The following is a 22045-nucleotide window of genomic DNA, read 5'->3' on the forward strand; positions in this document are numbered from 1 at the left end:
CCCGTTGGCTGGGGGTTATGGACACCGGTGCATTCGTCATTAAAAGCGGTGCGCCCTTTGAACCCCACCGCCGGCCCCGGTAAGATGCCCCACAGAATTTTTCCACCTCGCTATTCAGGACACCGCCATGAGCATCAAATCGGACAAGTGGATTCGCCGCATGGCGCAGGAACACGGCATGATCGAACCGTTCGTCGAGCGCCAGATTCGTGGCGAAGGTGACGAACGCGTGATTTCGTACGGGGTTTCCAGCTATGGCTACGACGTGCGTTGCGCCGATGAATTCAAGGTGTTCACCAATATCAACTCGGCGATCGTCGATCCGAAGAACTTCGACGAAAAAAGCTTCGTCGACGTCAAGAGCGACGTATGCATCATCCCGCCAAACTCCTTCGCCCTGGCCCGCACCGTGGAGTTTTTCCGTATTCCACGGGACGTATTGACCATCTGCCTGGGTAAAAGCACTTATGCCCGTTGCGGCATCATCGTCAACGTCACGCCGCTGGAACCCGAGTGGGAAGGCCACGTGACCCTGGAGTTCTCCAACACCACCACTTTGCCGGCGAAAATCTACGCCAACGAAGGCGTGGCACAGATGCTGTTCCTGCAGTCCGACGAGGCATGTGAAGTGTCCTACAAGGACCGTGCGGGCAAGTACCAGGGCCAGCGCGGCGTTACTCTCCCACGCGCTTGATAGAAAGCTCCTACGCTTAAAGGGAATTAGTCTGCAGAAAGTGACTCTATCTAGGTGTACTGCCTCGGCGCGTGTGAAACGCGTCGAGCCACGCTTGAGGAGTGCCTTATGAAGATCAACCCGCGAATCAGCGCAGAACTTGCCCGGCTTGAACCCAACCAGATTGGTGTTCTGGCCTGGTCCTTGATGGCCGACCCTGCTTATGCGGGCGGCATCCCCGGTCAACCTGAGCCGGACTATCCGCAACCTACCGAACCTGGTGAGCCGACCCTGCCGGATGAGCCACCACCCGCGCCCGTGGCCTGATCCACGCACGCCCAACCGGCGTTCACTGAACGGGCCATACCTGGTGATCGCCGATCACGAAGATTCGGCGCTCACTGTCCTGTTCCACTGCATACCCTCCGGTAAATGCGCCAAACGCCGGCAGCAGGCTGACGCGATCGCCTATCTGGAAGCACGGCAGGCGCAGGCTCTGCCGACCTCTGCCGCGCAAGCGATACACCGGATGGACATGCCCGGCCAGCACATGATGGCTGGGGTGGGCGTCCGGTTCGTGCTGCAGCGCGAACGGGCCCATTAAGAGAGGCTCGGAAACGACCTCAATGCCCAAGTCGGCAGGCGGATCGCCAGCGCGTTGATCGTGGTTGCCGCGAATCAACGTGATGGGCAACTCGGCATGCCGCGCTCGCCAGGCCCTCAGCGCGCCCAGGGTGCCGCTGGCGTGGGAGCCGGGGCCGTGGAGGAAGTCGCCGAGAAAGATCACCTCATTGCAGGGAAACGCCGCCAGCAGCCGGTCCAGGCGCTGCAGGTTTTCGCTTGTGGTGCCCTGGGGGACCGGTTGCCCGAGGCTGCGGTAGGCCGAAGCCTTGCCAAAGTGAGCGTCGGCGATCAACAGGCTTTGGCGCGCCGGCCAGTACACCGCCTTGTCCGCCAGCAACCACAACTGCTCACCCTCAAGCGTTATCGAACAAGCCATTAACCGTTTCCTTTGTCCGCAATTTTTTCCAGGTCCTTGACCATCCGCGCAATGCGCTCCGAGAGTTTTTCCGAACTCAGGCTTTCGCGCATCCGCTCCACCAGCAGGGGGAAGGCCAGCGGCGTAGGCCGTTGGATCACATGCAGGTCCAATTGCAGCGCCGACAAGCGCAGCAATGTCTCCTCCAGGCGCTGAATGTCCAGTTCGTTGCGCAGGACTTCTTCCCCCGCCTGGGCCAGCAACAGGTTCTGCGGGTCGTATTGCTTGAACACTTCGAAGAACAGCCCGCTGGAAGCCTGCACCTGGCGAGTACTTTTCGGCGCACCGGGATAGCCGGCGAACACCAGCCCGGCAATGCGCGCGATTTCGCGAAAGCGGCGCAACGCCAGTTCACCGGCATTGAGGCTTTCTGCCACATCCGTCAGCAGGTCCTGCGGGCTGAGCAGTGCCTCGTTGAAGATATCCGGCCAGTGCACCTCGGTGGCGCTCAGCAGTTCCAGCCCGTAATCATTGACCGCAATGGAAAAGGTTACGGGCTGCCGCCGGCTGACGCGCCACGCCAGCAAACTTGCCAGCCCCAGATGCACCTGACGCCCCGCGAAGGGGTAGAGAAACAGGTGCCAGCCCTCGCGTGACTTGAGAAACTCCGCCAGCAAGTGGTCGCGGGTCGGCAGTCCGGACCAGCGCAATTGCGTCTGCAACAACGGCTGTACCGCGCGCATTTCCGGCCCCTCGAAGCGACCCTGAGCCGCCGCGTCGAAGCGCTCGATCACCGCCTGCGCCAATTCATTGGAAAGGGGCATGCGCCCGCCATTCCAGCGCGGCACGGCGGCTTTTTTCGCGGTGCTGCGGCGGACATAGGCGGTCATGTTTTCCACGCGCACCAACTCCAGCAGGCGCCCGGCGAACAGAAAGCCATCCCCCGGCTTGAGCCGTGCAATAAAGCCTTCCTCGACACTGCCCAGGTTCTTGCCGCCGCCGCCCTTGCTCCAGTACTTCAGATGAATACTCGCATCGCTGACGATGGTGCCCACGCTCATGCGATGGCGGCGTGCCAGGCGCGCATCGGGGACGCGCCAGATGCCCTGTTCGTCGGGCTCGACGCGGCGGTAATCCGGATAGGCGGTGAGCGACAGCCCGCCATGGCGCACGAAGGCCAGGGCCCAGGCCCAATCGGCGTCGGTCAGGTCGCGGTAGGCCCAGGCACCGCGTACCTCCGCCAGCAGCGCGTCGGGAGTAAACCCACCGCCCAGGGCCATGCTGACCAGATGCTGCACCAGCACATCCAAGGGTTTGTGCGGCGATTCGCGGGCTTCGATGCGCCGCTGGGCAATCGCATCCTGGGCGGCGGCGGCTTCCACCAGCTCCAGGCTGTGGGTCGGTACCAATGTCACCCGTGACGGCCGCCCCGGTGCATGCCCCGAGCGGCCGGCGCGTTGCATCAGGCGCGCCACACCCTTGGCCGAACCGATCTGCAGCACTCGTTCCACCGGCAGAAAGTCCACGCCCAGGTCCAGGCTTGAGGTACACACCACCGCCTTGAGTTGGCCTTCTTTCAACGCACGCTCCACCCAGTCACGGGTTTCCCGCGACAGCGAACCGTGATGCAGCGCAATCAGGCCGGCCCAGTCCGGCCTGGCCTCGAGCAGCGCCTGATACCAGATTTCCGATTGCGCGCGGGTGTTGGTGAATACCAGGCAGCTGCTGCTTGAATCCACTTCAGCCACGACTTGGGGCAGCATCTTCAAACCGATATGTCCGGCCCAGGGAAAGCGTTCGGCGGTGGGCGGCAGCAGTGTGTCCACTTGTAGCTGTTTGGCGGTTTGCCCCTGCACGTTTATCCCGCCACCCTGTGGGACCAACACCTCCAGCGCGTGCGCCTGATTACCCAGGGTTGCGGAAATACCCCACACCAGCAAATCCGGGTGCCAGCGCCGCAGCCGCGCCAACGCCAATTGCAGTTGCACGCCGCGTTTATTGCCGATCAGTTCGTGCCACTCATCCACCACCACCATGCGCAGATGCCCCAGGCTGATCTCGCTGTCGGCGCGCGCAAGCATCAGCGTCAGGCTTTCCGGCGTGGTGATCAGCGTGGTGGGCTGGCGGCGGGTCTGGCGCGCACGTTCGCTGCTGCTGGTGTCGCCCGTGCGCAGGCCAACGCTCCAGGGGATCTGCAATGCCGCCAACGGCGCCTCGAGGGCGCGCGCGGTGTCGGCGGCCAACGCACGCATCGGCGTGATCCACAGCACGGTCAGGGGTTCGGCCGCAGGCTTGCGCTTGCCGGTAGCGGGTGGGCGCGTTACGGCGAAACGATTGAGGGCTGCGAACCACAGCGCGTAGGTTTTACCCGCGCCGGTACTGGCATGCAATAAGCCTGACTGACCCTCCTTGACGGCCTTCCACACGTCTTTCTGAAAGGCGAACGGGCGCCAGCCGCGGGTGGCAAACCATTGTTTGGCGAAGTCGACGGGTTTTGCCATGCGGCAGCGGACGCTCTGGAGGCTCTAATGCACAGACCCCCCAGGCGCCCCAAAGGTTTACTTCAAGTTGCCGCTCAGGAATTGCTGCAGACGCTCGCTCTTCGGATTGCCCAATACGTCCGCCGGCGCGCCTTGCTCTTCCACGCGGCCCTGGTGCAGGAACAGCACCTGGCTTGAGACTTTGCGCGCGAAGCTCATTTCATGGGTCACCATGATCATGGTGCGGCCTTCTTCGGCCAGGCCCTGGATCACTTTCAACACTTCACCCACCAACTCCGGGTCCAGCGCCGAGGTGGGTTCATCGAACAGCATCACCTCTGGCTCCATCGCCAAGGCGCGGGCAATCGCGACCCGTTGCTGCTGGCCGCCGGAGAGGAACGCCGGGTATTGATCAGCCACCCGCGCGGGCAGGCCGACTTTATCCAGGTAGCGGCGGGCGCGGTCTTCGGCGTCTTTCCTGCTGCACCCCAGCACGCGGCGCGGGGCCATGGTGATGTTTTCCAGCACGCTCATGTGGCTCCACAGGTTGAAGTGCTGGAATACCATAGCCAGCCGCGTGCGCAAACGTTGCAACTCGGCATCGTCGGCCACGCGCATGCCGTGGCGGTCGCTGATCATGCGGATCACTTGACCATCCAGGGTCATGGCGCCGTCATTGGGGGTTTCCAGGAAGTTGATGCAGCGCAGGAACGTGCTCTTGCCCGAGCCGCTGGCGCCGATCAGGCTGATCACGTCGCCGGTTTTGGCCTTGAGCGAGACACCTTTGAGCACTTCATTGTCGCCATAGCTTTTATGCAGGCCTTCAACGGTCAATTTGTACATGGGGCGTGCATCCTCAAGGCGAAAGTAGGTAGCCGCTGCGGTAGGCCTCTGCGCCGGCGACATGGCTGATCACCATCCCGGCGGTGGCCATGCGTCGCAGCGAACGCGCGTAAAGCAGGCCGGCATTGCGGCAATGCACGGGCGTTACGCGGTCGGTGATAGGGTCGATGATTTCGGCGATAAGCTGCCCGGCCTCCAGGTATTCCCCCGGCAAGGCGTGGAACACCAGCAAGCCGCCCACCGCTGTGGTCACAGGCTCCACGCCCGCCAGGGGCGTGGCCGGGTAGGGCAGTGCGGGCTGTGCTGGCGCGTCCCCTTCAATCGCGCCGAGGTGGGTCAGGTAATTGATGATCGCCTGGCAGTCCAGGGCCGCCAGGCCGTGGTTGACATCGCCTTGGCCGCGCAATTCGACGGTCACGGAAAAGCTGCCCATGGGGATCGGGAAGCGCGTGCCGAAGCGTTGCTGCAACTGCCACCACACCAGGGTGAAACATTCATCAAAGGACTGCCCGCCGGAATCGGTGGCCAGCAGGTTGGCCTCCGACCCCAGGTAACGCGCCAGCGGCTCCACCTGCGGCCAGGCCTCGGGCGTGGTGTAGAGGTGCGCCACGGCTTCGAAGTCACAGTGCAGGTCCAGCACCACGTCGGCATCGCACGCCAGGCGCTGCAGCACCAGGCGCTGGGATTGCAGTTGAGTCGACGCGGTTTGCGCGGCCAGGGCGGCGGATAACGCGGTGCGGATCAACCGCGCGTTGTGTTGGGGATCATTGCCCAGCAAGTCTTCAACCTGATCGCCGACCGCGTCGCTGAGGTCGACAAACAGACGATTGAAGTTCTGTCCGCTTTCCAGCTCGTAGCGGCCCAGGGGGACGTCCATCAGCACCTGTTCCAGCCCCACTGGGTTGGCGACCGGCACCAGGACGATTTCGCTGCGCACGCGCCCGGTCGCCGCCAACTGTGCCAGGCGCGCCTTCAAGTGCCAGGCCACCAGCATGCCCGGCAGTTCATCGGCGTGCAGTGATGATTGGATGTAGACCTTGCTTTGCGCCTGCTCCGGGCCGAAGTGGAAACTGTGAATCTGTCGCGCCGTGCCGGGCACCGGCGCAATCAGGTCATGTTGCTGATGACGCATGAGCGCTCCTTAATGGCTCGGCCCGAGAAAGGCCAGCCAGCGGCGTTCCGCCAGCCGAAACAGGCCGACCAGGGCAAAGGTCACGGCCAGGTAGATCAATGCCGCGATGCCGAATGATTGAAAAGTCATGAAGGTGGCCGAGTTGGCGTCCCTGGCGACTTTGAGGATATCCGGAATGGTCGCGGTAAACGCCACCGTGGTCGAATGCAGCATCAGGATCACCTCGTTGCTGTAGTAGGGCAACGAACGGCGCAGTGCCGACGGCATGATCACATAGGCGTACAGCTTCCAGCCGCTGAGGCCGTAGGCCTTGGCCGCTTCGACTTCGCCGTGGGCCATGCTGCGGATCGCCCCGGCGAAAATTTCCGTGGTGTAGGCGCAGGTGTTGAGGGCGAAGGCCAGGATGGTGCAGTTCATCGCATCGCGAAAGAACCCATCGAGTACCGGTTGCGCACGCACGGCGGCAAGGCTGTAGATGCCGGTGTAGCAAATCAGCAACTGGATATACAGCGGCGTGCCGCGAAACAGGTAGGTGTAGAACTGCACCGGCCAGCGCACCAGGCGCCTGCGCGATACCCGGGCGATAGACAGTGGAATCGACACCAGGAAGCCGATCACCAATGCCGCGCTGAGCAGCCACAGGGTCATGGCCAGGCCGGTGATGTGCTGGCCGTCGCTATAAAGGAACGGGCGCCAGTATTCCTGCAAAAGCTCGATCATCGCACGGCCTCCCGTGAACCTGCGGCGTAGCGACGTTCAAGACGGCGCAAGACAAAATTGGATGCGCTGGTGATCAACAGGTAGATCAGCGCGGCCAGTACCAGGAAGTAGAACAGTTGATAGGTGCTCTTGCCGGCATCCTGGGCTGCTTTCACCAGATCGGCCAGGCCGATGATCGACACCAGCGCGGTCGCCTTGAGCATCACCATCCAGTTATTGCCGATGCCCGGCAGGGCAAACCGCATCATTTGCGGGAAGGTCACGTAGCGAAACCGTTGCCCGCGCTTGAGCCCGTAGGCGGTGGCGGCTTCCAGCTGGCCACGGGGCACGGCCAGGATCGCGCCTCGAAAGGTCTCGGTGAAATAAGCACCGTAGATAAAGCCCAGGGTGATGACCCCGGCGCTGAATGGGTCGATCTCGATGTATTCCCATTCCATGAAGTCGGTGAGGCCGGTCAGCCAGGTTTGCAGGCTGTAGAAAATCAGCAGCATCAGCACCAGGTCGGGGACGCCGCGAATCAATGTGGTGTAGAGCTGGGCGGGGATACGCAGCACGGGCAGGCTGGACAGTTTGGCGCTGGCGCCGAGCAGGCCCAGCAACACGCTGACGGCCAGGGACAGCACCGACAACTTGATTGTCATCCAGGTGCCTTGCAGCAACAGCGGGCCGAAACCCTTCAAGCTGAACGCGCTCAGCCCGAGGGTTTGCAACAGATCTTCGAACATAAATCAGGACCTATGGCGATAAAAAAGCGCCCCTTGAAAAAGGGGCGCCCCAGGCATTATTTGCCGCTGTACAGGTTCAGATCGCCAAAGTGTTTTTTCTGGATGGTGGCGTAGGTGCCATCATCGTGTAACGCTTTGATACCTTTATCCAAAAGCGCCTTGAGCTCAGTGTTACCTTTTTTGATACCGATCGCGGTTTTCGAAGGCAGCAGTGGGTCGTCGATGGCGGCGCTGACTTCGTAACCGGCACCGGCCGGCGACTTGAGGAAGCCCAGTTCGGCTTGCAGCATGTCCTGCACGGAAGCGTCGAGGCGCCCGGACGTCAAGTCGGCATACACCTGGTCCTGGTTGGCGTAGGCCTTGGTGGTCACACCGGCCTTGTCCAGCACGGCCTTGGCGTAGGCTTCCTGGATGGTGCCTTGCTCATAGCCCACGGATTTGCCCTTGAGCGATTCAGGCGTCGAATACCCTGCACCTTTTTTGAACACCAGCGAAGTAGGGCCCGAGAACAGCTCGTTGGAGAAGTCGATTGCCTTCTCGCGCACCGGGGTCACGGTCATGGAAGAAATCACACCGTCGAACTTGTTGGCTTTGAGGCCCGGAATCATGCCGTCAAAGTCGCTTTCAACCCATTTGCACTTGACCTTCAGCTCCGCGCAAATGGCATTGCCCAGGTCAATATCGAAGCCCACCAGGCTGCCGTCGGCGGCCTTGGATTCGAACGGTGCGTAGGAAGGATCGACACCGAAACGCAATTCCTTGTATTCCTTGGCGGTTGCAACACCTGCAGCCATGCACAGAGCCAGTGCAGAAAGGGTCAGCAATGCTTTTTTCATTATGTGTTCCCTGAAAACCAAGATAAGCGCTTGTGGCGCGTTTAGGACTGTTACTGAACGGTGTCAGACGCAGCACAAGTAGCAATTTCTGCACCATAGTTCCGAATGATCGTTTTAAAAGGTGGGATAAGGGATTTATAAGTGTAGGAAATGCCCACTAGTGTGCATTGAAAGAGTAGCGCACCATTTCAGGTCGAGCGTAAATCCAAATGTGGGAGGGGGCTTGCCCCCGATGGCGGTGTGTCAGTCAGAGCATCTGTGTCTGACCCTCCGCTATCGGGGGCAAGCCCCCTCCCACAGTTGATTTGTGTCAGGCCAACAAGTCCTGCAGCGTGGCGAGACTGTCGGCTTCCTCCACCGGCTTATCCTGGCGCCAGCGCAACATCCGCGGAAAGCGCACCGCAATGCCGCTCTTGTGCCGCTTTGACAGGGCGATCCCTTCAAAGCCCAACTCAAACACCATGCTCGGCGTGACGCTGCTGACCGGGCCGAATTTTTCCACGGTGGTCTTGCGCACGATCGCATCGACCTTGCGCATTTCTTCGTCAGTCAGCCCCGAATAGGCCTTGGCGAACGGCACCAGGGTGCGCTCGCTGCCCGGCGGGCCATCCCAGACCGCGAAGGTGTAATCGCTGTACAGGCTCGCGCGCCGGCCATGGCCGCGCTGGGCGTAGATCAGCACGGCGTCGATGCTGAACGGGTCCACCTTCCACTTCCACCACAGGCCCATGTCCTTGGTGCGGCCCACGCCGTAAAGGCCTTTGCGATCCTTGATCATCATGCCTTCGACGCCGAGGCTGCGGGAGGCTTCGCGTTGCACGGCCAACGCTTCCCAGGTTTGCCCCTCGAGCAGTGGCGAGGGCAGCAGCGCGGGTTGGTTGCACTGCGCGATCACGCGTTCCAGCTGCGTACGGCGTTCAGCCAAGGTGTGGTTGCGCCAGTCGTCGCCCTGGTATTCGAGCAGGTCGTAGGCGAGCACCGCCACCGGTGCATCCTCCAGCACTTTTTTACTCAATGTCTTGCGGCCGATCCGCTGCTGCAGCAGGGCGAAGGGTTGCACCGCCTCTTTCCAGACCACAATTTCACCGTCGATCACCGTGCCGTCGGGCAAGCCGCTGACCAGGCTGTGAAGCTCGGGGAACCGCTCGGTCACCAGTTCTTCACCGCGCGACCAGACCCACAAGCGGCCCTCACGCTTGACCAACTGCGCGCGAATGCCATCAAACTTCCATTCCACTTGCCAGTCGGCGGGAGAGCCGAGCAGGGCGTCAAACTGCTCCACTGGTTGCGCCAGGCCATGGGCGAGAAAAAACGGATACGGCTGCCCGCCGCGTTGCGCATGCTCGTCGGATGATTCGGCGGCAATCAGCTTGAGATAGCCTGCGGCCGTAGGGCGATTGGACAGGTCGGTGTAGCCCACCAGCCGTTGGGCCACGCGCTTGCTGTCGAGCCCGGCCATGGCGGCAAGCGCACGGGTCACCAGCAGTTTGGACACGCCCACGCGAAAGCTGCCGGTGATCAACTTGATGCACACCATCAGGCTCGGTTGATCCAGTTGCACCCACAGCGCCGGCAGGCGCTCGGCCAGTTCAAGCGGCGCAAGGCCACGCAGCGGTAACAGTTTGTCTTCCAGCCACACCGCCAGGCCATCTTCAGAGGTGTAGGTGGATTCGGGTAACAGCAAGGAAATGGTCTCGGCCAGATCGCCGACGGACTGGTAGCTTTCTTCGAACAACCACGGCTCGATGTTCGCCGCTTGCGTCGCCATGTCCCTGAGCAGGCGGGTCGGCACCAATTGCCGCGGGCGCCCGCCGGAGAGGAAGTACACCGCCCAGGCCGCATCCTCTGGCGGTGCCTGTCGGAAATACGCTTGCAGTGCCGCCAGCTTGGCGTTGCTGGAGGTCGTGGCATCGAGGTTGGCGTACAGCTCGGCGAAGGCTTTCATGCGCTGGCCTCTTCTTCGTCGTCGCCGTATTCGGTGCTGAAACCTTGGGCATCCAGGCCTTTCTCGCGCAGATGGCGCACCAGCACGCCGACCGAACCGTGGGTGACCATCACCCGCTCGGCGCCGGTCTGCTCAATCGCCCACAACAGCCCGGGCCAATCGGCATGGTCCGACAGCACAAAGCCGCGATCGACCCCGCGCCGCCGCCGCGTGCCGCGCAGGCGCATCCAACCGCTGGCGAAGGCGTCGCTGTAGTCGCCAAAGCGACGTATCCAGGTGCTGCCACCGGTGGAGGGCGGGGCGATGATCAGGGCCTGGCGCAGCAGCGGGTCGTTTTTTTTGAAGTCGCCGGCGTATAGCGTCTCGGGGATGTAGATACCCGCTTCGCGGTAGACCCTGTTCAATGGCTCGACGGCGCCATGGCTGAGGATCGGACCGATGCTGGCATCGATACCGTGCAGAATGCGTTGTGCCTTGCCGAAGGAATAGCAGAACAACACGCTGGCTTTGCCGGCGGCGATATTGGCCTGCCACCAGTCGTTGATACCGGAAAAAATCTGCGCCTGCGGCTGCCAGCGGTAGATCGGCAGGCCAAAGGTGGATTCGGTGATAAAGGTGTGGCAGCGCACCGGTTCGAAAGGCGCGCAGGTGCCATCGGGCTCGACCTTGTAATCGCCGGACGCGACCCAGACCTCGCCCTGGTATTCCAGACGCACCTGGGCCGAACCGAGCACATGCCCGGCCGGGTGGAAACTCAATGTGACGCCGTGGTGCACGAGTTTTTCGCCGTAGGCCAGCGTCTGCAAGTTGATGTCCTGGCCCAGGCGCGAGCGCAGGATGCCTTCGCCGGGCGCGGCGGCCAGGTAATGCTCGTTGCCGGTGCGGGCGTGGTCGCCGTGGGCGTGGGTGATGACGGAGCGTTCCACCGGGCGCCAGGGATCAATGTAGAAATCCCCGGCGGGGCAATAGAGGCCTTCGGGTCGGGCGATGACGAGGTCCATGGGGTGACCGGGGAGATGGGCTTGTTATTTAGGAGGATGGGACGGTGAGAGAAGTTCTATCAGAATGCATGGGGTCCAAATGTGGGAGGGGGCTTGCCCCCGATAGCGGTGTGGCAGTCAACACATTCATTGACTGAAATACTGCTATCGGGAGCAAGCCCCCTCCCACATTTGGATTCGGTTTCTTCTGAGAAAACCGGGTTATTTGCCAGGTGTGAGGGTTAGCCGGCTTTTGCCATACACCTTGTCAAAGTTCTGCGGCTGCATCGGGAAGCTCAGGTATTGCGCCTTGAGCGACGGATCGATGCCGTTGGCATAGTTCGGGCTGGCCGGGTTGCCGGACTGGCCGGTGCCGCCCTGGCCCATCATCGGTTCGGGCTGGCCGAAGTCGACAATCATGCGCAGCGCTGACGTCCGGGCCACATTGAAATCCTGCCCCCAGTGGTACGGTGCCGGGTTCAGGGTGTTGTGGTCGCCACCACTGGCGAAAGGCCCGCGGATAACCTGGCCGCTGGCGTTTTTCCAGGCGGTGGTGTGCAGCTTGCCCCATTGCCAGGCCTTGTGATCGGCGCCCAGCAAGCTGTCGCCGCTGCTGATCGCAGCGGCCAGGGTGCGTGCGAGAATCGCCGGCTTGTCTTCTTTTTGCGGTGTGCGCGTGTCATCCCAGAGCGGGCTGTCTTCACGGCCCAGCAAATGGTCTGCGATGGCGGTGTAGGACAGGCTGGCGTTGCTGACAAAGGCTTTCCAGCTGGCGCTGTGTTCCGGGCCGAGTTTGTCGAGGAAGATCTGCCTGGCGCTTTCCTGCAGGAACAGTTCGTAGACCGCCGCGTCGGCGGACGTCGGTGCAAGGCGACCATCAAAGGCCATGAGGCGGCCCAGTGCTTCACGCGCCTTGGCCTGTTCGGCGGCGGGCAGCGCATCGATTGCCTGTTTCAGCGGCTGGGCCATGCCCGGCGCCTGGAACATCCCCTTGAGTTTGGCGGCAAACAGGGTGGTCTGGTCGTATTGCATGGCGATCAGGCTGCGGCTGTCGTGCTTGCCGGCGTTGGCCAGTTGCGCCAGGCGCTCGCTGCGCTCCGGCGCGTCCCAGGAATTGGACAGTTGCATGCCATAGCCACGCGGGGCTGTGCGCTGGTTGGCGGTGCCGATCCAGCCTTGAGCCGGGTCCTGGTCATAGGGGTGCAGCATGGCGTCGGCGTAACCGTCCCAGTCAAAGCGCGTGTCCCAGCCCGGCGAGGGCAGCAGGCCTTGGCCTTCGCGGCGGTTGGGGAAGCGGCCGGTGACTTGCCAGCCAATGTTGCTGGCGTCGGCGAAGATCATGTTCAGCGCAATGGCGCGAATTTCGCGGGTAGCGTCCGAGGCCTTGCCGGCGTTCTGCGCGCGGGACAGGTCGAAGAACGCATCCAGGCTCTTGTCGTCCTTCAAATCGGCGGTTTGCAGGGCCAGGCCAAAACCGCTGGTGAGCGCCTGGCTGCTGTTGAGCAAGGCGCCGTGGCGGGTTTCGTACACCACGTCGCGAATCGAGCGTTGGCCTTTGATGAAGAAGGTCTCGTTACGCACGCCGGCCGGTAGCCATTTGCCGTTGTTCTCGTAGTACAGCGCGCTGCCCTGGCGTTTGACCTTTTCCAGGAACAGGTCCTGGGTGTCGCCCTTGACCGCGCTCATGCTCCACGCCACCTTGCCGTTGAAACCCGACAGCAGGGTCGGCAGGCCGGCGATCGACGCGCCGACCGCCTGATATTTCGGCGCACGGATCTGCACGTAGCTCCAGGGCGTTGGTGCTTGCGGCTGCGCGGCGATGTCGTTGGCCAGCAGGCTTTTGCCGCTGCGGCTGCGTTGCGGCCCGATGGCCCAGTTGCTCGACGTGGTCACGCCCAGGGCATTGAGGCTGTTGAGTTGCTGGCTGACGGTGTCCAACCCGGCAAGACCGGTGATCTGGCTCAGGTTCACGCCCTTGAGCTTGTCGGCCTCGGCCAGCGGGATCGCTTCGTCCGGCGCGCTGGGGATAAGCCAGGCGAGCTTGTCGACGCCGACTTTTTGCGCCAGCACCAGCGATGAGATTTCTTCCTGCAGGTTGCTCGACTCACTGAAGTTCAGCAGGCAGAACAGCAGCGCCGAATCTTCCGGTTTCCAGTATTCGGGTTTGTAGCCGGTCTGGGCCAGGTCGGTCGGCAGCTTGTCGCGGTAGCGGAACAGGTAGGCGTTGACGCCCCGCGCGTAGACTTCAAAGAAACGCTTGAGCCGCGGCGACGAAGCGTTGTACAGCTCGCCTGCGCTCTTTTTAAGGTTGACTGCGCGCATGAAGCGGTCGACATCAAGGACCTCGGGCCCGGACATTTCCGCCAGGCGGCCTTGGGCCAGCAGCCGCAGAGTGACCATCTGGGTGATCCGGTCGCTGGCATGCACATAGCCGAGGCTGAACAACGCGTCGTGGAAGGTGTTGCTTTCGATCAGCGGCATGCCCTGGGCATTGCGGCGTATCGACACGTTTTGCGCCAGGCCCTTGATCGGCTCTACGCCGGCTGCGGGGGGCAGGGTGTCCTGGGTGTTCTGGAGCTGGCAACCGGACAGGCTCAACGCACTGACCACTGCCGCGGCAACGCCGAACCGGGGAAGAAAATGTGTAAGGGCTGGCGAGGCCATGGCAAAGCTCCTGCGGGGGGTAGCGTCATTAAAGGCGCTACGTTAGTGAGCGCGGCGAAACGACGCAAGCGGGAGTTGTGTAATTGCATGAGTACTCATGTAGGAGGGGGCTTGCCCCCGATAGCGGTGGGTCAGTAACAGATAGGCTGACTGGCACACCGTATCGGGAGCAAGCCCCCTCCCGCATTGAGTGTCGAGTGGCTTAAGCGCCGTGGCACTTCTTGAATTTCTTCGCGCTGCCGCATGGGCAAGGATCGTTGCGACCCACGTCTTTCAACGCATTGCGCACCGGCTCCTGGTGAGCGTGGCCGCAGTTCGGGCCGTGGACATGGCCGTGGTCGTGATCCTGGTGATCGTGATCGTGGTTGCAGTCGGGACCATGGACATGGGGTTGCTGAGTCATCGATGTCGCTCCGGAATAAAATCGCCGGGGATTATCTCGCCATTGTGAGCCACCTGCACGTCATTACCGATGAATAATCCGGTTTTCAACTCGCCTTCAAGACGATAGGGCACGGGGCGCTCGGGGTTTTTCAGCATTTGCACCACATCGCGTATTCGCGGCCACAGGTTGGTCCGTACCGACACCCGGAAGTATTTATGGCCGCGCGGCGGTACGGTCAGCCATTCGTTGGACTCACCTTCGGTCAGTACCAGGTCGCCGAGGGTGACCTTGTAGATCAGGCCGCGCACGGTCAGGTCGGCGTCGTCGCGGTTATCCACGCGAAAGTAGAGCTTGAACTTCTGCTCCAGCAACTTGGCACGCACCACTTCGACCTTCACCAGTGATACATGGGGCGGCGGCGAATCGTCCTCGAACCAGGAGGCGCAGCCGCTCAGGCCCAGGGTTAACGCCAGCATCAGGCTGAATCTGCGAAGCATTGGCGTTATCCCTGTCAGGTCGTTAAAAATAGCTGGAACAGCACTTCTTGAACTTCTGCCCGCTGCCGCACAGGCATGGGTCATTGCGCCCGGCCTTCACGTCCACCGTCGGGTCGATGAAGTACCAGCGCCCCTCATTCTGTACGAAAGAAGACCGCTCGCGGTGGCTATGTTCACCACTGCTGTCGTGCCAGCGCGCCGTGAAGGTCACGAAGGCATGTTCCGGTTGGCCGCCGAAGAGCTCGGAATTTTCCACCTCCAGCCCAAGCCAGGTGCTCTGCGCACTCCAGGCGCTAATGGCCTCGCGGTCCAGGCCTGCCTGCTGCGCCGGCAAGGTGGTTGCCACCAGATAGTCGACCAGGCCCAGCACATAGGCGCTGTAGCGCGAGCGCATCAATGCGCTGGCACACGGCGCGGGATGGCCGGCGTGGTAATGGCCGCAGCAGGCATCCAGCAGATTGCCACTGCCGCAGGGGCAAATGGATGTACTCATTGTGTTACCACCAATACTTGCCAAAATTTTCCGGGTTGGCCCAGAAACGGGCGTTGAGCCAGTCGGGTACTTGTTTATAGTCAAGCAGATCATAGGTAAACAGCGTCAGCACCTGCTCATCGCGCTGAAAGCGTTCGCCGGCCTGCAGGGCCAGGGAGAAAAAATCGGTGTCCTTCCAGTCGCAGGCGCCCAGGTCCACCAGCACCGCGATGCGGCTGGCATTGAGGTTGCGAATGCCGCCCAGCAACGTCAGACCCTGGGATTTGGGCAGGTGTTCAAGGCAATCGACCACCAGCGCCAGGTCAAAACGCTGCGCCGCCAGTTCCGCGGGCAGCGGTCCGGGTGGGGCAATGCTGACACGCACATCGGGATGCGCCGTTTTAAACGCATCCAGTGCGGGAAACTGGCTGGCGCCCAACAGCAACAGGCGTTTGGGGGCGTGCAGGTCCAGCAACGCGGCCAGCGCTTGCTGGGGTGTACGGGAAGAAAATCCAGCGGTCATTTAAGATCCTCACATCAGGACCCTAGAGACTAGCGCGGCTGGGCGTGCTGGCCTAGCGCCTCAGTGCCGATAGCGCCGGTGCCTGAGCCGGGCCTTCTGAAGTTTTTTGATCCTTCACTGGCAAATCGCCTGTAGAAGTCGTTACTGTGCGTCCAAAGAAAAATTCGGAAACACTCGGGAGCCCCATGATGCGTAAGGTTTTTCTGCTGGCCCTGTTGGTCAGCCCCATTGCCCTGGCCCAGAGTGTCAGCGTCGAAACCCATTCGTTGATGCGCCTGCCCAGCAGTACCAGCGTGTTGCAGCTCGAGCGCCTGGACGTGGCGGACTACGGCACCCTGTTGATTCCGGCCACCATCAGTCAGATCGCGGTGGAGGAGCTGCATCTGGGGCGTGAAGCACGTATCGCCATCGTCCCCGGCACTACCGCGCTGCAGCTGCAGGTGCGCCAGGCTCAACTGGATCAGGGCAGCCAGATCACCTCTCGCGGCGCGCCCGGCACCCATGAAAGACCAGCCAAGCCGGGGCGCGACTTGACCTTGCGTATCGAGTCGCTGACTGCAGAAGCACTGTCGGTGGATGCCCGCGGTGGCGCCGGTGCCCAGGGTTATGCCGGCCTGGATGGCGCCAATGGCGTCGATCCGGGGTGCACCTGGGGTTCTGCCGGGCGTGGGTTCAATGGCGATAACGGCGGCGATGGGTTGCCGGGTGCGTCGGGTGCGCTAGTGCGCGTGGAGTTGCCGCAGAGTTTCCCGGCTGATCAGATCAAGGTCTTGGTGGACGGCGGGCCTGGGGGCTTGGCCGGTGTTGCGGGTAAGCCCGGCAAGGGCGGTCAGTCCAAGGGCTGCCTGGTGTACCGCGCCGATGGCGGTGAAAAAGGCCGCTCGGGGTTGGAAGGGCAACCGGGGCCGGCGGGGCCTGCGGGGGCGGTGACCATTCAGCGGCTTTGAGTCGCTTGTTCTGACGCCATCGGGGGCAAGTCGAATCGTCGCACCGCCCCTCCCACATTGGAATGCATTCCAATGTGGGAGGGAGCTTGCCCCCGATAGCGATGTAAGAGTCGCCTTACAACATCGGCCGAGCCGACGCCACGGCCACCACCACCAACCCGACAATCAAGTTAATCCCTACCAACTTACGAATCTGCCCCAGTGTAGCCGCGCCTGCCGGCCAATCCTCAGCCGCCACCGCCGCCTTCAACGCCGGAAACTTCAACGCCTGGATGCGGATAAACAGCGCCGTCATCACCAGATACAAACCCATCATCACCTGCACATAGCGCGGCGCCGTTTCAAAACCGTTGAAGCGCAGGTGCAGCAGGCCTACGCCGCTGATCGGCAAAATCAACACCGCCACCCACACCCATACAAAAAAACGTTGAAACACATTTGCCCACAACTTGAGCCGGGCAGGGCCCTCAAGGGCCGCCATGGCGGCGGGGCGCAGGATCATCCAGGCGAAAAACATGCCGCCGACCCAGATCAGGGCGGCCAATACATGCAGGGTGTAAGCGAGGCTAAACGCGGTCATTGTGGTACTCCGTTCTGCGCGGGATTAATTAGCGGGGTATGATAGCGGCCGATCCGAACCACTGAAAATTTATCCAGCGTTTTTTGCGCCCGACTATCCATGATCAGCACTGAACTCAAAACCACGATCCAGGGCGCCTACTCGCGTTTTCTCGAAGCCAAGAGCTTGAAACCGCGTTACGGCCAACGCCTGATGATCGCCGAAGTGGCCAAGGTCCTCGGGGATATCGACACCGACGACGAAGGGCGGCGCAGCGGCGACCCTGCGGTCGTGGCCGTCGAAGCCGGCACCGGTACCGGCAAGACCGTGGCCTACAGCCTGGCGGCGATCCCCACCGCCAAGGCCGCCGGCAAACGCCTGGTGATTGCCACCGCTACGGTCGCCCTGCAGGAGCAGATTGTCTACAAGGACCTGCCTGACCTGATGCGCAACAGCGGGCTGAACTTCACGTTCGCGCTGGCCAAGGGCCGTGGCCGTTACATGTGCCTGTCCAAGCTTGACGTGCTGCTGCAGGAAGGCCACGCGCAGACCGCCACGGCTTCGTTGTTCGAAGAGGAAGGCTTCAAGATCGAAGTCGACGAAGTCAGCCAGAAACTGTTTACCAGCATGATCGAAAAACTGGCCGGTAATAAATGGGACGGCGACCGCGACAGCTGGCCCACCGCCCTGGAAGACTCCGACTGGGCGCGCCTGACCACCGACCACAGTCAATGCACCAACCGCCATTGCCCCAACTTCGGTCAGTGCGCCTTCTACAAGGCCCGCGAAGGCATGGGCAAGGTCGACGTGATCGTCACCAACCACGACATGGTGCTGGCCGACCTGGCCCTGGGCGGCGGCGCCGTACTGCCGGACCCGCGCGACACCCTGTATGTGTTCGACGAAGGTCACCACCTGCCGGACAAGGCCATCGGCCACTTCGCCCATTACACGCGCTTGCGCTCTACCGCCGATTGGCTGGAAACCACCGCCAAGAACCTCACCAAGCTGCTGGCCCAGCATCCGCTGCCCGGTGACCTGGGTAAGCTGATCGAACAGGTGCCTGAGCTGGCGCGGGAGATCAAGACCCAGCAGCAGTTTATGTTCAGCGCCTGCGAGCAGGTGGCCGACTTCAAGCCCGGCGAAGACGTGGAAGGCCGTGAGCGGCCGCGTCACCGTTTTGTCGGTGGGATGATTCCCGAGCATATGCGTGAAATGGGCATTGAACTGAAGAAGGGCTTTTCCCGCCTGACCGACCTGTTCACCCGTCTCACCGACTTGCTCAAGGAAGGCATGGATGGCGAGGTCAATATCGGCATCGCCAGTAACCAGGCCGAAGAATGGTACCCGCTGTTCGGCAGCCTGCTGTCCCGCGCCCAGGGCAACTGGGAGTTGTGGACGGCCTTTACCGTCGAAGACCCGGAAGACAACCCGCCGATGGCGCGCTGGTTGACCTTGGCGGAAAGCGGTGCGCTGTTCGATATCGAGGTCAATGCCAGCCCGATCCTCGCCGCCGAGATGCTGCGCCGCAACCTGTGGAACGTGGCCTACGGCTGCCTGGTGACCTCGGCCACGCTGACGGCGCTGGGCACCTTCGACCGCTTCCGCATGCGCGCCGGCCTGCCGAAAAAGGCCGTCACTGCAGTGGTGCCAAGCCCGTTTCATCACGCCGACGCCGGCGTCCTGCGGGTGCCCGACCTCAAGGCCGACCCAAGGGACGCGGCGGCGCACACGGCGGCGATCATCCGCGACCTGCCCGAACTGGTGGAAGGCTCGCGAGGCACCCTGGTGCTGTTTTCGTCGCGTAAACAGATGCAGGATGTGTTTGATGGCCTTGACCGCGACTGGCGTAAACAGGTGTTCATCCAGGGCAACCTGTCCAAGCAGGAAACCTTGAACAAACACAAGGCGCGGGTCGATGGCGGTGATTCCAGCGTGCTGTTCGGCCTGGCGAGCTTTGCCGAGGGCGTGGACTTGCCCGGCGCCTACTGCGAGCACGTGGTCATTGCCAAGATCCCGTTCTCGGTGCCGGATGATCCGGTCGAAGCGGCGCTGGCCGAATGGATCGAAGCCCGCGGCGGCAATCCTTTCATGGAAATCTCGGTACCCGATGCGTCGCTCAAGCTGGTGCAGGCCTGCGGACGCTTGCTGCGCACCGAGCAGGACCGGGGCACCATCACGTTGCTCGATCGCCGCCTGGTCACCCAGCGCTATGGCAAGGCAATCCTGAATGCCTTGCCGCCGTTCAGGCGCGAAATTTCTTAAGCCACCGTGGGCGAACTCGCCCACTTCGTGGTCTATCTCATGTATGTCATCAGGCCATTCACCGGCCGTCTGGGAGAACCTTGTTCGTATGATTCGCACGCTGCCCGCTCTTTTTGCCCTGCTGTTCGCCGCGCCCTTGATGGCCGCGCCGGCCGGGCAACAAACGCTGTTCAACTTCGTCCGGCCCGCCGATGTGGTCAAGGTGGCGACCCAGGACGCCAGCCTGCCGCAATACAACGCCGAACAAACCCCGGAGGGCGAAGTGCTGCGCCGCATCACCTTCAGCCCGGCGGCCGAGCCGAGCCTGGTGCTCAGCCCGCAAACCGGCGTGTGGGACTGGTCGCAATCGGGCGCCATGAGCCTGCGCATCCAGAGCGCGATGAGTTGGGCGTTGACCCTCTACGTGAAAGTACAAAGTGCCGACGGCAAGACCCTGGTCAGTCGCATCGACCTGCCGGCCGGCCCGGCCCAGACCTTGCTGGTGCCACTGCAAGCCAACTCGCCGCTGAGCCAGGGCATGAAGGCCGGCCCGCCGATGCCGATGACCGTGGACGGCCAGCGTGTGTTGCTGGCCGCCAGCACCGGGGAAGTCGACCGTAGCCAGGTGGTGTCGGTGACGCTGTCGATGATCAAACCCGATGCCGCCCAAAGCATCCTGCTGGAGCGCTTTGGCGTGCAGGACAGCGAGCCGGTGATGAAGGCCGCCTATAGCGAACTGGTGGACGCTTACGGTCAGTCCACCCGTGCACGCTGGCCGGAAAAAGTCAGCAGCGACGAGCAGCTCAAGGCCGCAGCCGCCAAGGAGCAGCAACAACTGAAGGGGTGGCTTGCCGAGCGTGACAAATCCGCCCTGGATCAATACGGCGGCTGGAACAAAGGCCCGGCGTTCGACGCCAGCGGCTTCTTCCGCACTGAAAAGCGCGATGGTCGCTGGTACTTGGTCACGCCGCAAGGCCATCCGTTCTACTCGCTGGGTGTCAACACCGTGGCGGCGGACAACAGCCAGACCTACGTGGCGGGGCGAGAGTGGATGTTTGCGGCGCTGCCCAAGGCCGGTGAACCCTTCGACAAGTATTACGGCAGTGGCGACAACCGTACCGGCAACGGCGCGGGCGAAGGTCGCGGTTTCGGTTCGGGACGCTGGTATGATTTTTATGGCGCCAACCTGCAGCGCACCTATGGCGGTGACGGCTTCGATCAGAAGCGCTGGGTGACCCATACCCTCGACCGCCTGCAAGCCTGGGGCTTCAACACCGTGGGCAACTGGAGCGATCCGGACCTGGCCACGGCTGACCGTGTGCCTTACACCTTGCCGCTGTCGATTGTGGGTGACTACGCCAGCATCAGCACCGGCACCGACTGGTGGGGCGGCATGCCTGACCCGTTCGACCCACGCTTTGCCATGGCCACTGAGCGCGCCGTGGCCATTGCCGCTCGCGATCATCGCGACGACCCGTGGCTGATCGGCTTCTTCGCCGACAACGAACTGGCCTGGGCCGGCCCTGGCGACGATGCAAAATCGCGCTATGCCCTGGCCTACGGCACCTTACGCATGACCACCGACGTACCGGCCAAGCGTGCTTTCCTCAAGCAACTGCGCGACAAGTACCGCAATGAAGACGGTCTGTCGAAAGCCTGGGGCATCCACCTGGCCGGCTGGGAGCTGATGGAAGACCCCGGCTTCGAGCCGCCGATGCCCAGCCCGGAACACCCGGAAATCGAGGCCGACTTCAAGTATTTCCAGAAGACCTTCGCCGATGCCTACTTCAAGACCATCTCCGACTCGCTGAAATGGCACGCGCCCAACCAACTGCTGCTGGGCGGGCGTTACGCCGTGAGCACCCCTGAAGCCGTGGCGTCCTGTGCACAGTATTGCGATGTGCTGAGCTTCAATATGTATACCCTCAAGCCCCAGGACGGTTATGACTTCGCCGCCCTGCGCGCACTCGACAAACCGGTATTGATCACCGAATTCAACTTCGGCTCGAGCGACCGTGGCCCATTCTGGGGCGGCGTGACGCAGTTGGCCCGTGAAGAAGAGCGGGGCGCGGCCTATGCCGCCTTCCTCAAGCAAGCCATGGCGGAGCCTTCGATTGTCGGCGTGCACTGGTTCCAGTACCTGGACCAGCCCGTGACCGGGCGCCTGCTGGACGGTGAAAACGGCCATTTCGGCCTGGTTGGCATCACTGACGTGCCCTTTCAGGGCTTTGTCGAGAGCGTGCGTAAAAGCAATCTCGCGGCGGTCGACCAACTGGGTAAGGAGGCTGAAAAAGCCAGGGCCGCCGGTGCGTCCCGCGAGAGTGAAGGCGGCCGCTCGGGCCAGGCCGGCAAAGGTGCGGGCCAGGGCGCCGGGCATGCTGGCGGGCACTCCGGAAATGGGCATTGATTCGCCGTTGACGGGTTCACAAATCCCTCAATGA

The 22045-nt window shown here is 62.4% G+C and carries 20 protein-coding genes; 5 read left to right on the top strand and 15 right to left on the bottom strand.

Going from position 1 to position 22045, the window contains the following annotated elements:
• The first annotated feature begins 127 nt into the window (after nucleotides 1-127).
• A complete protein-coding gene (gene dcd, locus BFP93_RS12685; RefSeq protein ID WP_003189215.1) occupies nucleotides 128-694 on the top strand; it encodes a dCTP deaminase in 567 nt (188 codons plus the stop codon).
• Nucleotides 695-802: 108 nt separating this feature from the next.
• The gene (locus BFP93_RS12690) at nucleotides 803-1000 is read left to right on the top strand and encodes a hypothetical protein (RefSeq protein WP_065886112.1); all 198 of its coding nucleotides are present in this window, start codon (nucleotides 803-805) and stop codon (nucleotides 998-1000) included.
• 22 nt (nucleotides 1001-1022) lie between these two features.
• On the opposite strand, the gene pdeM is transcribed toward BFP93_RS12690, so the two are convergent.
• From pdeM to BFP93_RS12760, 14 genes are all read right to left on the bottom strand, one after another.
• Nucleotides 1023-1673 carry a ligase-associated DNA damage response endonuclease PdeM gene (gene pdeM / locus BFP93_RS12695; RefSeq protein WP_065893383.1) on the bottom strand — a complete coding sequence of 217 codons (651 nt, stop codon included), beginning with the start codon at nucleotides 1671-1673 and terminating at the stop codon, nucleotides 1023-1025.
• Nucleotides 1673-4153 carry a ligase-associated DNA damage response DEXH box helicase gene (locus tag BFP93_RS12700; RefSeq protein WP_065893384.1) on the bottom strand — a complete coding sequence of 827 codons (2481 nt, stop codon included), beginning with the start codon at nucleotides 4151-4153 and terminating at the stop codon, nucleotides 1673-1675. Before BFP93_RS12700 ends, pdeM begins: the two co-directional genes overlap by 1 nt.
• A 57-nt stretch (nucleotides 4154-4210) precedes the next feature.
• A complete protein-coding gene (locus tag BFP93_RS12705) occupies nucleotides 4211-4975 on the bottom strand; it encodes an ABC transporter ATP-binding protein (RefSeq protein WP_065893385.1) in 765 nt (254 codons plus the stop codon).
• A 13-nt stretch (nucleotides 4976-4988) separates the two neighbouring features.
• Nucleotides 4989-6107: a succinylglutamate desuccinylase/aspartoacylase family protein gene (locus tag BFP93_RS12710; RefSeq protein WP_065893386.1), complete on the bottom strand. Its 1119-nt coding sequence runs from the start codon at nucleotides 6105-6107 to the stop codon at nucleotides 4989-4991.
• Between the two features lie 9 nt (nucleotides 6108-6116).
• Nucleotides 6117-6827, bottom strand: coding sequence for an ABC transporter permease (locus BFP93_RS12715; RefSeq protein ID WP_065893387.1), 711 nt, complete (start codon nucleotides 6825-6827; stop codon nucleotides 6117-6119).
• Entirely contained in the window at nucleotides 6824-7552 is a 729-nt protein-coding gene (locus tag BFP93_RS12720; protein ID WP_065893388.1) for an ABC transporter permease, read from the bottom strand. Before BFP93_RS12720 ends, BFP93_RS12715 begins: the two co-directional genes overlap by 4 nt.
• 56 nt (nucleotides 7553-7608) lie before the next feature.
• Nucleotides 7609-8388 (bottom strand): transporter substrate-binding domain-containing protein, encoded by a 780-nt coding sequence (locus BFP93_RS12725; protein WP_057723170.1) that lies wholly within the window; start codon nucleotides 8386-8388, stop codon nucleotides 7609-7611.
• 310 nt (nucleotides 8389-8698) lie between these two features.
• Nucleotides 8699-10333 carry an ATP-dependent DNA ligase gene (locus BFP93_RS12730; RefSeq protein ID WP_065893389.1) on the bottom strand — a complete coding sequence of 545 codons (1635 nt, stop codon included), beginning with the start codon at nucleotides 10331-10333 and terminating at the stop codon, nucleotides 8699-8701.
• Nucleotides 10330-11334, bottom strand: a complete 1005-nt coding sequence (locus BFP93_RS12735; RefSeq protein ID WP_065893390.1) for a ligase-associated DNA damage response exonuclease — start codon at nucleotides 11332-11334, stop codon at nucleotides 10330-10332. Before BFP93_RS12735 ends, BFP93_RS12730 begins: the two co-directional genes overlap by 4 nt.
• Before the next feature lie 201 nt (nucleotides 11335-11535).
• Nucleotides 11536-13977, bottom strand: a complete 2442-nt coding sequence (locus tag BFP93_RS12740; RefSeq protein ID WP_065893391.1) for a penicillin acylase family protein — start codon at nucleotides 13975-13977, stop codon at nucleotides 11536-11538.
• 202 nt (nucleotides 13978-14179) lie between these two features.
• Nucleotides 14180-14380: an SEC-C metal-binding domain-containing protein gene (locus tag BFP93_RS12745; RefSeq protein ID WP_065886122.1), complete on the bottom strand. Its 201-nt coding sequence runs from the start codon at nucleotides 14378-14380 to the stop codon at nucleotides 14180-14182.
• On the bottom strand, nucleotides 14377-14859 hold the full coding sequence (locus BFP93_RS12750; protein WP_065893392.1) for an LEA type 2 family protein: 483 nt from the start codon (nucleotides 14857-14859) through the stop codon (nucleotides 14377-14379). Before BFP93_RS12750 ends, BFP93_RS12745 begins: the two co-directional genes overlap by 4 nt.
• A 22-nt stretch (nucleotides 14860-14881) precedes the next feature.
• The gene (locus tag BFP93_RS12755) at nucleotides 14882-15352 is read right to left on the bottom strand and encodes a YchJ family protein (RefSeq protein ID WP_065893393.1); all 471 of its coding nucleotides are present in this window, start codon (nucleotides 15350-15352) and stop codon (nucleotides 14882-14884) included.
• 4 nt (nucleotides 15353-15356) lie between these two features.
• Nucleotides 15357-15854: a DUF6231 family protein gene (locus tag BFP93_RS12760; RefSeq protein WP_065893394.1), complete on the bottom strand. Its 498-nt coding sequence runs from the start codon at nucleotides 15852-15854 to the stop codon at nucleotides 15357-15359.
• Nucleotides 15855-16042: 188 nt separating this feature from the next.
• Between BFP93_RS12760 and BFP93_RS12765 the strand changes: the two genes are divergently transcribed.
• Nucleotides 16043-16801, top strand: a complete 759-nt coding sequence (locus tag BFP93_RS12765; RefSeq protein ID WP_065893395.1) for a collagen-like triple helix repeat-containing protein — start codon at nucleotides 16043-16045, stop codon at nucleotides 16799-16801.
• Between the two features lie 115 nt (nucleotides 16802-16916).
• On the opposite strand, the gene BFP93_RS12770 is transcribed toward BFP93_RS12765, so the two are convergent.
• Nucleotides 16917-17381: a CopD family protein gene (locus BFP93_RS12770; RefSeq protein ID WP_065893396.1), complete on the bottom strand. Its 465-nt coding sequence runs from the start codon at nucleotides 17379-17381 to the stop codon at nucleotides 16917-16919.
• Between the two features lie 99 nt (nucleotides 17382-17480).
• Between BFP93_RS12770 and dinG the strand changes: the two genes are divergently transcribed.
• Nucleotides 17481-19625, top strand: coding sequence for an ATP-dependent DNA helicase DinG (dinG, locus tag BFP93_RS12775; protein ID WP_057723161.1), 2145 nt, complete (start codon nucleotides 17481-17483; stop codon nucleotides 19623-19625).
• Between the two features lie 88 nt (nucleotides 19626-19713).
• Nucleotides 19714-22011, top strand: a complete 2298-nt coding sequence (locus tag BFP93_RS12780; RefSeq protein ID WP_065893397.1) for a beta-galactosidase — start codon at nucleotides 19714-19716, stop codon at nucleotides 22009-22011.
• The last annotated feature ends 34 nt before the right edge of the window (nucleotides 22012-22045 follow it).

This window comes from Pseudomonas sp. 44 R 15 (assembly GCF_900004965.1).
Taxonomy (GTDB): domain Bacteria; phylum Pseudomonadota; class Gammaproteobacteria; order Pseudomonadales; family Pseudomonadaceae; genus Aquipseudomonas; species Aquipseudomonas orientalis_A.